Annotated in this window: 11 protein-coding genes; all 11 read left to right on the forward strand. The window is 60.6% G+C overall.

The window, feature by feature from the left end:
* Positions 1-174: 174 nt before the first annotated feature.
* Positions 175-1,836 carry a CTP synthase gene (pyrG, locus tag KSY82_RS05845; protein ID WP_006234274.1) on the forward strand — a complete coding sequence of 554 codons (1,662 nt, stop codon included), beginning with the start codon at positions 175-177 and terminating at the stop codon, positions 1,834-1,836.
* A gap of 2 nt (positions 1,837-1,838) precedes the next feature.
* Positions 1,839-2,780, forward strand: a complete 942-nt coding sequence (xerD, locus tag KSY82_RS05850; protein WP_171025140.1) for a site-specific tyrosine recombinase XerD — start codon at positions 1,839-1,841, stop codon at positions 2,778-2,780.
* A gap of 462 nt (positions 2,781-3,242) precedes the next feature.
* Positions 3,243-3,677 carry a division/cell wall cluster transcriptional repressor MraZ gene (locus KSY82_RS05855; protein ID WP_006234269.1) on the forward strand — a complete coding sequence of 145 codons (435 nt, stop codon included), beginning with the start codon at positions 3,243-3,245 and terminating at the stop codon, positions 3,675-3,677.
* 20 nt (positions 3,678-3,697) lie between these two features.
* On the forward strand, positions 3,698-4,663 hold the full coding sequence (gene rsmH, locus KSY82_RS05860; protein ID WP_006234266.1) for a 16S rRNA (cytosine(1402)-N(4))-methyltransferase RsmH: 966 nt from the start codon (positions 3,698-3,700) through the stop codon (positions 4,661-4,663).
* Positions 4,664-4,753: 90 nt separating this feature from the next.
* Positions 4,754-5,224, forward strand: a complete 471-nt coding sequence (locus KSY82_RS05865) for a hypothetical protein (protein ID WP_217750581.1) — start codon at positions 4,754-4,756, stop codon at positions 5,222-5,224.
* A gap of 182 nt (positions 5,225-5,406) precedes the next feature.
* Positions 5,407-7,107, forward strand: coding sequence for a peptidoglycan D,D-transpeptidase FtsI family protein (locus KSY82_RS05870; protein WP_368042040.1), 1,701 nt, complete (start codon positions 5,407-5,409; stop codon positions 7,105-7,107).
* Positions 7,108-7,233: 126 nt separating this feature from the next.
* Entirely contained in the window at positions 7,234-8,658 is a 1,425-nt protein-coding gene (locus KSY82_RS05875) for a UDP-N-acetylmuramoyl-tripeptide--D-alanyl-D-alanine ligase (RefSeq protein ID WP_217750579.1), read from the forward strand.
* 3 nt (positions 8,659-8,661) lie between these two features.
* Positions 8,662-9,681, forward strand: a complete 1,020-nt coding sequence (gene mraY / locus KSY82_RS05880; protein WP_006234262.1) for a phospho-N-acetylmuramoyl-pentapeptide-transferase — start codon at positions 8,662-8,664, stop codon at positions 9,679-9,681.
* Between the two features lie 9 nt (positions 9,682-9,690).
* Positions 9,691-11,097: a UDP-N-acetylmuramoyl-L-alanine--D-glutamate ligase gene (murD, locus tag KSY82_RS05885; protein WP_217750578.1), complete on the forward strand. Its 1,407-nt coding sequence runs from the start codon at positions 9,691-9,693 to the stop codon at positions 11,095-11,097.
* Positions 11,098-11,132: 35 nt separating this feature from the next.
* Positions 11,133-12,626, forward strand: a complete 1,494-nt coding sequence (gene ftsW / locus KSY82_RS05890) for a putative lipid II flippase FtsW (RefSeq protein WP_217750577.1) — start codon at positions 11,133-11,135, stop codon at positions 12,624-12,626.
* Positions 12,616-13,731 (forward strand): undecaprenyldiphospho-muramoylpentapeptide beta-N-acetylglucosaminyltransferase, encoded by a 1,116-nt coding sequence (murG, locus tag KSY82_RS05895; protein WP_089571582.1) that lies wholly within the window; start codon positions 12,616-12,618, stop codon positions 13,729-13,731. Before ftsW ends, murG begins: the two co-directional genes overlap by 11 nt.
* The last annotated feature ends 51 nt before the right edge of the window (positions 13,732-13,782 follow it).

Below are 13,782 nucleotides of genomic sequence, written 5' to 3' on the forward strand. Positions count from 1 at the left end.
TCCGCACATGTACGGATGAATGTGGGAGGTGTTCGGATGAAGTTGATAATCAAGGAGATTGAGAAATGCAATCGCACGCGAGAAAAATTGCGAACGGTCCGCGGCGCGAGTATTACAATGAAGACCCGTAAGATGTGGATAAACAACTTCTACGGGAAGCGCAGGTAACTCAATATGACCAAGCATGTGTTCGTAACCGGTGGCGTGGTTTCGTCCTTGGGCAAGGGTATCACCGCGGCCTCGCTGGGCCGTCTGCTCAAGTCGCGTGGCTACAAAGTAACGATGCAGAAGGCCGATCCGTATCTGAACGTCGACCCCGGTACCATGAGCCCCTTCCAGCATGGTGAGGTCTTCGTTACCGAGGATGGTTACGAGTCCGACCTGGACCTGGGTCATTACGAGCGCTTTATTGATGAGAACCTGACCCGCGATTCCAACTTTACGACCGGCGCCATCTATAAGAGCTTGATCGCCCGCGAGCGTCGCGGCGACTTTTTGGGCGGTACCGTGCAGGTGATTCCTCACGTCACCAATGCCATTAAGGACAAGTTCCGCCGCATTGAGGAGCAGACCGGCTCCGATGTAGTCATCACCGAGCTGGGCGGCACGATCGGCGACATCGAGTCGCAGCCGTTTGTCGAGGCCATCCGCCAGTACCGCAAGGAGGCCGGCCCCGAGAACGTCTGCTACATCCACGTGTCGCTCGTTCCCTATATCGCCGCCGCCCACGAGGTCAAGACCAAGCCCACGCAGCATTCCGTCAAGGAGCTCCGCAGCTTTGGCATCCAGCCCGATATCATCGTGCTGCGCTCCGACCACCATATCGATGACGCTATCCGCGGAAAGATCGCAAGCTTCTGCGACGTCGACACCGATTGCGTCTTTACCAACGAGGACTGCGCGAGCATTTACGATGTTCCGCAGCTGCTTGCCGAGCAGGACTTTGACCTGCGCATTTGCGAACGCCTGGGTCTGGATCCGCGTGAGCGCGACATGAGCGAGTGGAACGAGTTCCTGCGCAAACAGAATCACGCCAATCATCACGCCGACAAGGTGAAGATCGCCGTCGTGGGTAAGTACACGCAGCTGCCCGATGCGTACCTGTCGGTTATCGAGGCCCTGCACCATGCGGGCGTCTTCTACGATCGCCATGTGGACGTCCAGCTGGTCGACGGCGAGAGCCTCGACGAGCAGAATGTCTCTGAGGTTTTGGGCGACGCCTCGGGCATCCTGGTCCCCGGCGGCTTTGGCAAGCGCGCCCTGGAGGGCAAGATCCTCGCGGCCGAGTTTGCCCGTGAGCACAAGATTCCGTATCTGGGCATTTGCCTGGGTATGCAGGTGGCCGTGTGCGAGTTCGCCCGCAACGTCGTCGGCCTTGCCGGCGCCAGCTCCTCCGAGTTCGATCCGGACGGCCCGTATAGTGTCATCGATCTGATGAGCTCGCAGGAGGACGTGACCGAGAAGGGCGGCACCATGCGCCTGGGCGCCTATCCGTGCAAGCTCGCCGCCGATACCCTTGCTCGCGAGGCATATGGCGAGGAGCTCGTCTACGAGCGTCACCGTCACCGCTTTGAGTTCAACAACGCCTTCCGTGACCAGCTCGAGGACGCCGGTTTGGTTATCTCGGGTCTGTCGCCCGACGAGCGCCTGGTCGAGATGGTCGAGCTGCCGCGCGACGTGCATCCGTGGTATGTGGCAACCCAGGCTCATCCCGAGTTCAAGAGCCGCCCGACCAACCCGCAGCCGCTGTTCCGCGAGTTCGTGCGCGCTTCGATCGGCCAGCACGAGGGTGTCGACCGTCTGCAGGTGACGCCCATGAACCTCGCTACGGACTAAGGGTGCCGGCGAATAAGGAACATACCGAAGCTACTCCCTCGTCGCTCGCCGTGGCGGCGGGGGAGTATCTCGATTACCTCGCGGTCGAGCGGGGTTTGGCGCGCAACACGATTGCGGCCTATCGTCGTGACCTGACGACGTACTGCGCCTATCTGGAGCGGGCGGGTATTGTGTCTTTTGAAGAGGTGACCCGTCAGGTCGTGGAGGGCTTTGTCGCCGACCGTCGCGATGGGGGCTATTCCGATGCCTCGGTGGAGCGTGCGCTTGCGGCCGTGAAGGGCCTGCATGCCTTTTTGGTGCGCGATGGGGCTGTGGCCCAAAATCCAACGGCGGCGTTGCGCCTGCCTAAAAAGGCTGAGCGTTTGCCGGAGTATCTATCGGTGGAGGATGTCTCGGCGCTGCTCGATCAAGACTTCCCCGAGGGCGAGATGGGCTTGCGCGACCATGCCATCTTGGAAGTGCTCTACGGATGCGGTTTACGTGTGAGCGAGTTGGTGGGGCTCGATGTGGGCGATATCCATATCGACGATGGCTTTGTGCTCGTTCGCGGTAAGGGCTCAAAGGAACGCCTGTCACCGCTGGTGGGAAGCGCGGCGCGAGCTCTGACGCTTTATGTAACTGAGGGGCGTTCTCGCTTGGCGGCCCATGCCCGCGGAACCGAGACCTCGGCGGTCTTTTTAAATAAGAACGGCCGCCGTCTGTCGCGCCAGGGCATTCATGCCATCTGTGAGCGCTACGGGCGCCAGGTGGGGCTGGTGGGACTCCATCCCCACACGCTGCGTCACTCCTTTGCCACCCATATGCTTGCGGGCGGCGCAGACCTCCGTGTGCTACAGGAGATCTTGGGACATGCCGATATATCGACCACGCAGGTCTACACGCATGTCGACCGAACGCAACTGACCGAGGTCTATCTGGCGGCGCATCCGCTAGCACATCGCTAGCACCTCGCTGACCTGCATATTTATAAATATTAAATGGGACGGGCCCCAGATTGCCGAGACGCACTTTTGCGCGCATGGGCAATCTGGGGCCCGTCCCATTTTTCGCCAGACACCGACGCGGTGGTGGGCCGTGTGTACCGTGGGCAGGGGAGTTTGGGGGCGATGTGAACGGCGTGTAAAGGGACGTAAAAATCGCCTCAACGTCAACTTGAAGGTTGAGGTTCGCGGGCGTGGTTCTACAGGTGGCATCCCGCTGTTGCTGTAAACACAACATATTGTGTTTTCGAACATATGCTTGGGGGTGTTTTGCAATATATGGTGGGTGGAGTAGTGGGGCGGGGTGGGGGAAGGGGTGGGGAAAGGTGTTGAAAAATGGGGCGGTTCCCCATATTATTAATGACGTCGACAGGCGGGGTGGTTCCCCGCGTACGTGCCATCTGAGTAACCGAGGGGAGGGCGCACATGGGAATGACTGGTGCATACGAGCGCAATCTCGATGCAAAAGGTCGTCTGTCCCTGCCTGCACCCCTTCGCGAGGAGCTTGGAGAGCACGTTCGCGTGTTCAAAGCCCTGGATGTCGATGCTCTGTACGTGTTCTCTGCCGAGGCCTTCGATAAGTGGGTCGAAGGACTCTTCGCGGGTCGTGAGGGCCACGAGGGTTTTAACCCGCGTGACATTAATGACCAGAAGCTCATGAGGGCGATCAACAAGCGCACCACGTCGATGGACGTGGACAGCGCCGGTCGTATCGGTCTTTCCGAGTCTCTCCGCAAGCAGGCGAACCTTGACCGCGAGGTCACGGTTGTGGGCAACTACGACCACCTTGAGGTTTGGGATCGCGCCGCGGCCGATGAGGACGATGACGATGAGGCCCTGCTGGACCTCTTCTTCTCGTAAGGGCAAGGCACGGGTAACGGATGGAGCGTGGGATCTTGACACAAGAATATCGGCATGAACCTGTCATGCTCGGCGAAGTGCTTGAGTCGCTGCGGCTAAAGAGCGGCTCCGTTGTCTGCGATTGCACCCTTGGCGGTGCCGGCCATTCGGTAAAGATGGCCGCGCAGGTGGGGGAGACGGGCCTTTTGCTCGGCGTCGATCAGGACGACATGGCCCTCGAGGCCGCTGGCGCCCGTCTGGACCGCGAGGTTCCCGGCGTTCCGCACCAGCTGCTGAAGGGCAACTTCGGCGACTTGGACGAGCTGCTTTGCTCGGCCGAGGTGCCCGGGGTCGATGGCTTCCTGTTCGATTTGGGCGTTTCGTCACCGCAACTCGATATCCCTGGCAGGGGCTTTTCGTATAACGAGGACGCCCCATTGGACATGCGGATGGATCCGGGTAATAACACCTTAAACGCAGCTGAGGTCATCAACACCTATAACGAACACGACCTCGCCCGGATTCTACGCGTCTACGGCGAAGAGAAGTTCGCCTCGCAGATCGCGCGCGAGATCGTGCGCCGCCGCGAGCAAGAACCGATCGAAACCACCGGCCAATTTGTCGAGATCATCAAGGCGGGTATCCCGGCTGCCGCTCGTCGGCATGGCGGACACCCGGCCAAGAAAAGTTTCCAGGCCATTCGCATCGAGGTCAATCACGAGCTCGATGTGCTCGAACGAGGGCTTGATGCCGCCACCAGGTGGCTCAACCCGGGCGGACGTATCTGCGTCATCTCGTATCACTCGCTCGAGGACCGTATCGTAAAGAACCACTTTAAGGAGATGAGCCAGGGGTGCACGTGTCCGCCGGAGATTCCGGTGTGCGTGTGCGGCAACGTGCCGATACTCAAGGTCATCACCCGCAAACCCTTGGTTGCCCAGCCTGATGAGGTTGAGCGCAACCCTCGGGCGAGATCAGCCAAAATCCGCGTGGCGCAGCGTCTGTAGGCGCGACCGCGCGATATTGGACCTCCCGCTCGCACCATAAACGAAGCTTAAACACACTACCAACGTACTCGGGATGGGAGGCGGCATATCATGGGCTACAACACTTCAAGCGCAGCACTCGCCTATGATATGAACGCCATGCCCGCCTATCGTGAGACGCCGCAGGCCCCCGTTGCTCCCCGTGAGCAGCGCACGCCGCGCTTTGATGTCTACACGGGCGCGGGCCGTCAGGCAAACCAGGCGGTAAGCCCGGTTTTCATGAGCGTTCTTAAAACGTTTTGCATCATTGCGGCTATCTTCATGACGATCGGCGTCGCCCGCGTGGCGCTCGCCGGCGTTACGGCCCAAGTGCTCAACAGCAACGCCGAGCTTACCAACACGCTCGAAAAAGCGACCGATGAGAGCTCCGACCTGGAGGTCATGCATTCGGTCTATGGCGCCGACACGCGCATTCGCGACTTTGCGGGCGCTTATGGCATGGTGGAGCCCAGCGAGAGCGTTACACTTGACTTTTCGCAGGATGCAGCCGCGGGCGCCAACGCGACCGCGACCGCTCAGTAGCAAGACGGTAGCTGAGTATGACAAATGACTATCGCCGCGGTTCCGATGGGGGCCGCGGTTCTGGACGTCCCTCGTCGCGGGGACGTTCTGGTTATCAAGGAACGGGTCGGCAATCTTACAACGCCGAGCAGTCCCGTGGCAACGACCCGGCGTCGCGACTTCGCGGCTCGGGCGGCCCTCAAGTGCATAACACCAGGTCGCGCAAGAGTTCGTCGACCGAATGGCTCACAGGCGCGCCTCTGCCTCGCCGCAAAGCCGTCATGGGCTTCATCGGGCTTGGCTTGGGCTTGGGCGTCTTTCGCCTTGCCGACTATCAAATTGTCGAAGCCGATAAACTGCGCGAGCGTGCCGATGCGCGCCGCCTGCTTGCGCAGACCCTCTATGCCAAACGCGGCACCATCTACGACCGCAACGGCAACGTGTTGGCGTCGTCGGTCGAATGTCGCAACATCGCCGTGAACCCGCAGCTTGTCGAGGATGTTGACAAGACGGTGTCGGCGCTGGTCAAGGCAACTGGAATCGATAAAAAGACCTGCCGCAAGCTCGTTGAGTCCGATGGAACCTGGGTGTATATCAAGCGCCAGGTGGACGAAGACGATGTTGCGGCGCTGGAGAAGAAGAACCTGCCCGGCGTGCTTTTTGAGCAGGCCATGAAGCGCGTATATCCATACGGCAATCTGGCATCGCAGGTGCTGGGTGTAGTGAATGTAGACAACGACGGCTTGACGGGTCTCGAAAAGCAATACAACAAGTTTCTGACCGGCACGAACGGTTCTCTCGTACGCGAGCGCGCGAGGGACGGCAGCTATATCGCGGGCGGTGCCTATAAAAAGGTGGCTGCGGTCGACGGCGTTGATATCGTGACGACGCTCGACGTCAATATCCAGCGTGCGGCCGAGGATGCCCTGGCAGAGGCAGTTGAGAAGACTAAGGCCAAGAACGGCTCGGCGCTGGTCACCGATCCTACGACAGGCGAGATCTTGGCAGCCTGCTCGTACCCGACCTACGACCAGACCGATCTGGAGAATGCCAAGACCGAGGATATGAACTTGCGCCTGGTCACCGACGCCTACGAGCCCGGCTCGGTTTTTAAGACGCTCGTGGCGGGCGCCGGCTTCGACTTGGGCGTCGTGCGATCGAGTACGTCGTTTGAGGTGCCGGCGAGCATCAAGGTGGGCGACGATACCGTCACCGATGCCGACAAGCGCGACTATGCCATGACCATGGATGTGCGCGAGATGATGCGCCGTTCGTCCAACGTGGGCTTTGTCCTGGTGGGGCGCAAGATCGGTGCCGACGACTTTGCCACCTATGTGGACAAGTGGGGCATCGGTCACAGCTCGGGTGTCGATTTTCCGGGAGAGAGCCTGGGTATCGTCAAGGAGCGTGACCAGTATGACGGCGCCACGCTGGGCTCGATGAGCTTTGGACAGGCACTGTCCGTCTCGCCGATTGAGATCGCACGTGCCGTGGGCGGCATCGCCAACGGCGGCGTGATGATGACACCGCACTTCTATAAGTCCAGCAAAGGCGACGAGAAGGACTGGGGCGAAGGCGAGCGCGCGATTTCGGAGGACGCCGCATCCCAGGTGACATCGTGCATGCAGACGGTCGTGTCCGAGGGAACGGGCGTTGGCGGCGCGGTTGACGGCTATGACGTGGCGGGTAAGACCGGTACGGCCGAACGTGCCGACGAGAACGGCGGCTACCTCAAGGAGAACTACATGTCGTCCTTTATGGGCTTTGCACCGGCACAATCGCCCAAGGTGCTGTGCTATATCACGCTCGACGGAACGCCGAGCGGCTCAGATGCCGCTGCGGTGCCGTTCCAGTCCATTATGGCCAACGCGCTCGACGTGCTGGGTATCCCGCACACGAAGTAGGGGGTTACAATCTTTGGGGCGTGGTTTGTTGTCCCATATGAGGGTGTTCACATGCCCTGCACCACGCATGTGCGGCGCTGGGATACAATACGCCGATAGCATTATTAGGTTTACAGGGGAGCTGCAATGATAGAGATCGCCGTCAACAACCTCGCGGCCGCAACAGGGGCCCGAACCGTGACGGGAGAAGCCGATCGGGTATGCCGCGGGTGCGTTATCGACTCGCGCCAGGTCGAGGAAGGGACGATTTTCGTCGCCTTTCCCGGTGAAAACGTTGACGGCAATGATTTTGCTTCCCGTGCCGTCCAGTCGGGTGCCGGCGCCGTCGTGATGACGCGTGAGCCCGAGGCCGAGCTGGTCTCGCTGGCACAGGACAAGGGATGCGCCATCCTGCTGACCGATGATCCCGAGGAGTTTCTGCTGCGTTTGGCGCACACGTATCGCCTGGAGCTTGGCTGCCTGGTCGTTGGCATTACCGGTTCCATCGGCAAGACGACGACCAAGGACGTGCTCGCCGCCGTGCTCGCCAAGCGCTATCGTGTCTGGGCCACCAAGGGCAATTTCAATAACCTGATCGGCATGCCGCTCACGGTGCTTTCCGCTCCGGCCGATACCGAGGTCCTGGTGCTCGAGATGGGCATGAACCATTTCCACGAGATTGAGCGCCTGTCCCAGTCCGCCAATCCCAACCTTGCCATCGTGAGCAAGATCGGCACCTCTCATATCGGCATTATGGGCAGCCGCGAGAACATCGCCCGCGCTAAGGCCGAGATTGTCCAGGGTATGTGCGCCGCCGGCGACTTCTTGCCGCTGCTGGTTTTGGGCGGCGAGGACGACTTTACGCCGTTCATTCGCGATACGTTCGCCCAGCCTGCTGGTATCGACGTGATGCTGGCCGGCGTCTCGGACGATGATGAGGTCCGCGCCCGCGACATTCGTGTTGATGACGAGGGCCGTCCGGTCTTTACGCTCGATTTTGGCCAGGGTGAGACGATCGATACCATGCTTGCCATCCCCGGCGTGCAGTCCGTCCCAAATGCCGTTAAGGCCGCCGCAGTTGCCTATCGCCTGGGCGTGACGCCCGAGCAGGTCGATGCTGCCTTTAGGGGCCTCACGATCACCGGTCACCGCCAGGAGATCAAGCGCGCCAAGAGCGGTGCCCGCGTCATCGATGACTCCTATAACGCCAGCGCCGAATCCATGGCTGCTGGTCTCGATCTGCTGTGCTCGCTTTCGTGCACGGGGTCTCGCATGGCGATCCTGGGCGAGATGGGCGAGATGGGCGATGAGGCTCCTCGCATGCATGAGCTCGTGGGCGCCTATGCCGCCGCCAAGAAGCTCGACATGCTGGCGTGCGTGGGTGGTGAGCTGGCCCAGCTTATGGCCGATGCCGCGCGCATGATGGGTATGGACGAGGACCGCATCCAGGTGTTCTCCGATTATCAGCAGGTGCTCGACCGCATGGGCGGCGCGCTTGAAAAACATGATGTTGTACTGGTCAAGGGTTCCCGCTTTGTTGAGCTCGACCGCTTTGTGGAAGGTGTGTGCTAGCCCATGTTCGGCAATCCCTCGTATCCAACGTATCAGGCTTTTTTGGGGCTTGGCATCGCCGCTGCCATTGCGCTGCTGCTCATGCCGTGGTGGATCAAGCTGCTCAAGGTCGAGGGTATCGGCCAGCAGGTTCGTGCCGACGGCCCCAAGCGTCATTTGGTTAAGCAGGGAACGCCCACCATGGGTGGCGTTGTCATCCTCGTCGCGATCTCGCTGACCTGCCTGCTGATGGGCAAGCTCACCACCGAGCTCGTGCTCGTGCTGCTCGCCACGCTGGCGACCGGCGTGCTGGGCCTGATCGACGACCTGACCTCCGTTACGCATGGGCGCTCGCTCGGTCTGACGCCTCATGCCAAGATGATCGGCCTAACCATTATCTGTGTCACCTTTACGGTACTTGCCGTCAACTGGTGCGGCGTCGCCCCCGAGATTCGTTTTCCCGGCGGCCTGACGATTGACCTCGGTGTTCTTTCGACCACCATCTGTGGCCTTTCGTTCCCGTGGCTCTACATTGTCTTTTGCTGGCTGATGATCGCCGGTCTTTCTAATGCCGTGAACCTGACCGATGGCCTTGACGGTCTTGCTGGCGGCACCTCCATGATTGCCATGCTCGCCATGGCTGCCATGGCGTTTTTGCACGGAGACGTGAACCTGTCCATCTTCTGCACCGCGTGTGCCGGTGCCTGCTTGGGCTTTCTGTGGTTCAACTGCTATCCGGCGAGCATCTTTATGGGCGATACCGGCTCGCTTGCCCTGGGCGCCGCGTTTGCCTGCACGTCCATCATGACCAACACCGAGGTCGTCTCCCTCATCATCGGCGGCCTGTTTATCGTTGAGACCCTGTCGGTCATGATTCAGGTTGTCTACTTCCACTTTACGCACAAGCGCGTCTTCCTTATGGCGCCCATCCATCATCATTTCGAAAAGAAGGGCTGGGCCGAGACCAAGGTCGTCATCCGTTTTTGGATTATCGCTGCGGCCTTTGGTGCCGTTGGCCTTGCTCTGTTCTTCCAGTTGGGATAGTGGTCTTTCATGTCTCTTGCTGATGTCTTTAGCCTGCTCGTTTTGGGTCAGGGCAAATCCGGTCTCGATGTCGCCCGCTGGGCGTTGGCACATCCCGAGCGCGTAAGTGCCGTTACCGTGTATGGCGGTGGCACCTCTGAGCCCAATGACGCCACGCGTGCGCTCGAGGCTGCTGGTGCGTCGTTTGTCTATGGGACCGAACAGGTCGAGGGCGCCTATGACGTATGCGTGACGTGCCCGGGCATCTCGGAGTTCTCGGGCTTCTTTAAGGCCGGGCGCGAGCATGCCGCCCAGATTATGGGTGAGCCCGAGTTTGCCTATCGCCTGTCGCCCGATAACTGGATTGCCATCACGGGCACCAACGGCAAGACGACCACCACGTCGCTGGCTGATTATCTGCTTAAGGCTGCCGGCGAGGCCAGCGTTGCTGTCGGCAACATCGGCGAGCCGCCGGTCAACGAGATTGACGGCCGAGCCCACAACGAGTGGTTTGTGGCTGAGCTCTCAAGCTATCAGATTGCTACGACAACCGAGCTCCACCCCCGCGTGGCGGTGCTGCTCAACATCACTCCCGACCACTTGGGCTGGCATAAGAGCCATAAGAACTACGCGCTTGCCAAGATCAAACTGTTTGACAATATGGTCGATGACGATCTGGCGGTTGTCGACGTCGAAGACGCCGGCATTCACGAGTTCGATGAGTACATCTACACGCCGGGTCGTCGCATCTGCAAGGTTGCCTTTGACGAGCCTGAGGGCGAGGATGCCGCCTTTGTGCGCGACGGCAAGATGGTCGTGCGCCTGAAGGGCGTCGAGACCCCGCTCATCGCTACATCCGAGCTCAAGATCTCGGGCCATCACAATGTTATCAATGCCCTGTGCGCCGCCACGGCTGCCTTGGCGGTCGGTGCCGATGTCGATGGTGTCTGCCACGGTCTTGCCTCGTTCCAGCCGCTCGAGCACCGCGTGGAGCCGTGTGGCGAGATTGACGGCGTGCGCTACGTCAACGATTCCAAGGCGACCAACACCGATGCGGTCGAGAAGGCACTGACGGCATTTCCCGATGACGACGTGATCTTGCTGCTCGGCGGCCACGATAAGGGCACGCCGCTCACGGACTTCGCGCGCGTCGTTATGGACAACGTGCGCTCGGTCGTCTGCTTTGGCGATGCGCGCGAGCGCTTCACCGCCGCTATGGACGAGGCCGATGTCGATGGCGATGTGGATATCGCCCAGGCGGATGACCTACGCGACGCCGTGGACGTCGCCCGTTCGCTGTCGAGCCGTGGTGACGTGATCTTACTTTCTCCTGCCTGCTCTTCGTTCGATGAGTTCTCGGGCTATGAGGAGCGCGGCCGCGTGTTTAAGGACTACGTGGCCCAGCTTGCCGCTGCAGCGAAATCACAAATGGAATAGGGGTTGCGGTGAGAGAGGAGAGCCCCCGACAAGGTATGAGGAGGCCCGACTCGGACCGTGCTTCCTCACGTCGTATCACACCGCGTTCCAGCCGCGGCGGGCAGTCGTTTAGCGAACGCTATATTGCCGGCGTTCCCGCCCGTATCATGCGCCCCCGTTTGATATTCATGGCCTGCTTGTTTACCTTGGTATGCTTTGGCCTGCTGATGGTGTACTCGGCGTCTTCGGTCGAGGCGCTGCACGAGAATGGCTCGGCGACGTTTTTTCTGGGTCGACAGGCCGCGTTTGCCGTGGTCGGTGTTCTGGCGCTGATTGCCATCGTGCGCGTTTTGCCGGACAGCTGGTTTGGGGAGGATGTGCTCAGGATCTTCCTCATAGGCATGATAGGGCTACTGTTTCTGGTGTTCTTGGTGGGCAGCGGCAGCCGTGGCGCCACGCGCTGGCTTAACATCGCCGGTATTCAGTTCCAGCCTTCCGAGTTTTTAAAGCCATTTGCCATTGCGTATTCGGCCATCATGCTTGATCGCTTCTTTTCGCCCGGTGGCAACATCAACGAATTCCTTCGCAAGATGGGCATCTACCTGGGCATTTCGCTCTTTCTGATCTTTATCCAGCCCGATTTCGGTACTGTCCTGATCATCCTGTTGACCCTCATGTGCATGGCGTTGTTTGCGGGTCTCGACCCCAGATTTATCATCGGCGTGCTAATCTTCGGCATTCTCGTGATCGTGATTGCGCTTGTCGCAGAGCCGTACCGTATGGTGCGTATTCAGGTTGCCTTGAACCCTTGGGCCGACGAGTATGGTGACGGCTATCAGGCCACGCTTGCCATTATGGCCTTTGCCTCGGGCGGTCTGTTCGGCCGTGGCATCGGCAACTCAACCATGAAGTACTCGTATCTGCCCGAGGCGCACAATGACTACATCCTGGCCATCATTGGCGAGGAAGTCGGTTTTGTCGGAACCGTGCTGTTCTTCTTGGTGTTTGCGATGCTGATCTACTCGGCGTTTCGCATTGCCGAGCAGGCGACCGATCGCCGGGGCGCGCTTATGGCGTCTGGCTCCGCGGTCATTCTCGCAGTGCAGTTTTTGATTAACGCGCTGGGCATCCTCAACGTGTTTCCCATGACGGGCAAACCGTTGCCGTTTATTAGCTACGGCGGTTCGTCGATTATTGTGTCGCTCATGCTTGCCGGGTTGATCCTGCGCGTTTCGTACGAGAGCGCCCGCCGCGATGAGTATGACCGCCGCCGCGAGAGCTTTGCCGTTATGGATGAGAGTACCGCCGGCGTGCCCCACGTGCGCGGCGAGCGATCTTCGCGTAACGGTTTTACCGTCCTGGATGGCTCTGCGACCGAGCCGGCAGCCCGCCCGCGTCAGCGAACGGCGCCGCAAGGTCGTCCTCAGCGCCCCAGCCCTCGCAACGCGGGCGGCGGATATAATCGAATCGATTTGAACTCGGACCCGTCGGCGCGTCTGCGTACCGACGACCAGGGACCGCGTGTACGAAGGGACTACCATGACCGATAAAATGACCGTTGCTATTGCAGCCGGCGGCACGGCCGGGCACATCAACCCCGCGCTCGCCTTGGCCGAAGAGCTGCGTGACCGTGGCCACCACGTTGTGTTCGTGGGCCAGTCGCGCAAGCTCGAGGGTCGTCTGGTCCCCGAGGCTGGGTTTGATTTTGTGCCCATTACGGTCACGGGCTTCGACCGCTCCCGTCCTTGGACGGCGCTGACCTCGCTGTGGCGTGTCAACAAAGCCAAGCGTGCGCTCGCCAGTCATTTCTCAAAGGTCGGCAAGCCCGATGCCGCCATTGGTTTTGGTGCCTATGTCGAGGTTCCGCTGCTGGGGTGGTGCAAGGGCGCGGGCGTTCCGTATCTGCTGCATGAGCAGAACTCTGTTCCGGGCCTGGCCAACAAGATGATGAACTCCCACGCCGCCCGCGTGTGCATCTCGGTGCCGGCAGCGCGTTCGGTCTTTGAGCGCGAAGGTGACCCTGACCACGTGCTCATGACCGGCAACCCCGTACGTCGCTCGGTGATCGAGGGCGATCGCGCTCGCGGCCGCAAGGCACTTGGCGTTCCCGAGGACGCTACGCTGCTGCTCGTCTTTGGCGGTTCACTTGGCGCCCAGCACCTCAACGAGCGTGTGGCTTCGCTCAAAAACGAGCTGCTTTCGCGCAAGAACCTCTATGTGTTGCATTCGACGGGTGCCGACGGCTTTGAGGAGACCGAGCGCGCTTTGGCGCTGACGCCCGAGGAGGCGAAGCGTTACCGCGTCCAGCCTTACATCGACAACATGGGCGATATGCTGGCTGCTGCCGATTTGGTGCTCTCGCGTTCGGGCGCATCGAGCGTGGCCGAGATCGCTGCACTCGCCGTGCCTTCGGTGCTCGTGCCGTACCCGCATGCGACGGCCGACCACCAAACCACCAATGCCCGTTATCTGGTCGACGCTGGGGCCGGCGTGCTCTGCGCCGATGCCGATATCGACGGTTCTGCCTTTGCCGATGAACTGCTGCACCTGGTCGATGACGCGGCAGCGCGCGACGCCATGCGTCAGGCGGCGCGTGGTCTGGCTCAGGATAGGGCCGCCGCTCTTCTGGCGGATGCGGTAGAGGGTTTGCGTTAGTTAGACGGGATATCGTCGGTCGCCCTCGCGCTGATGCGGTAGGTGCGGTAC

The sequence above is a fragment of the Collinsella aerofaciens genome (assembly GCF_019131995.1).
Lineage (GTDB): Bacteria > Actinomycetota > Coriobacteriia > Coriobacteriales > Coriobacteriaceae > Collinsella > Collinsella aerofaciens_S.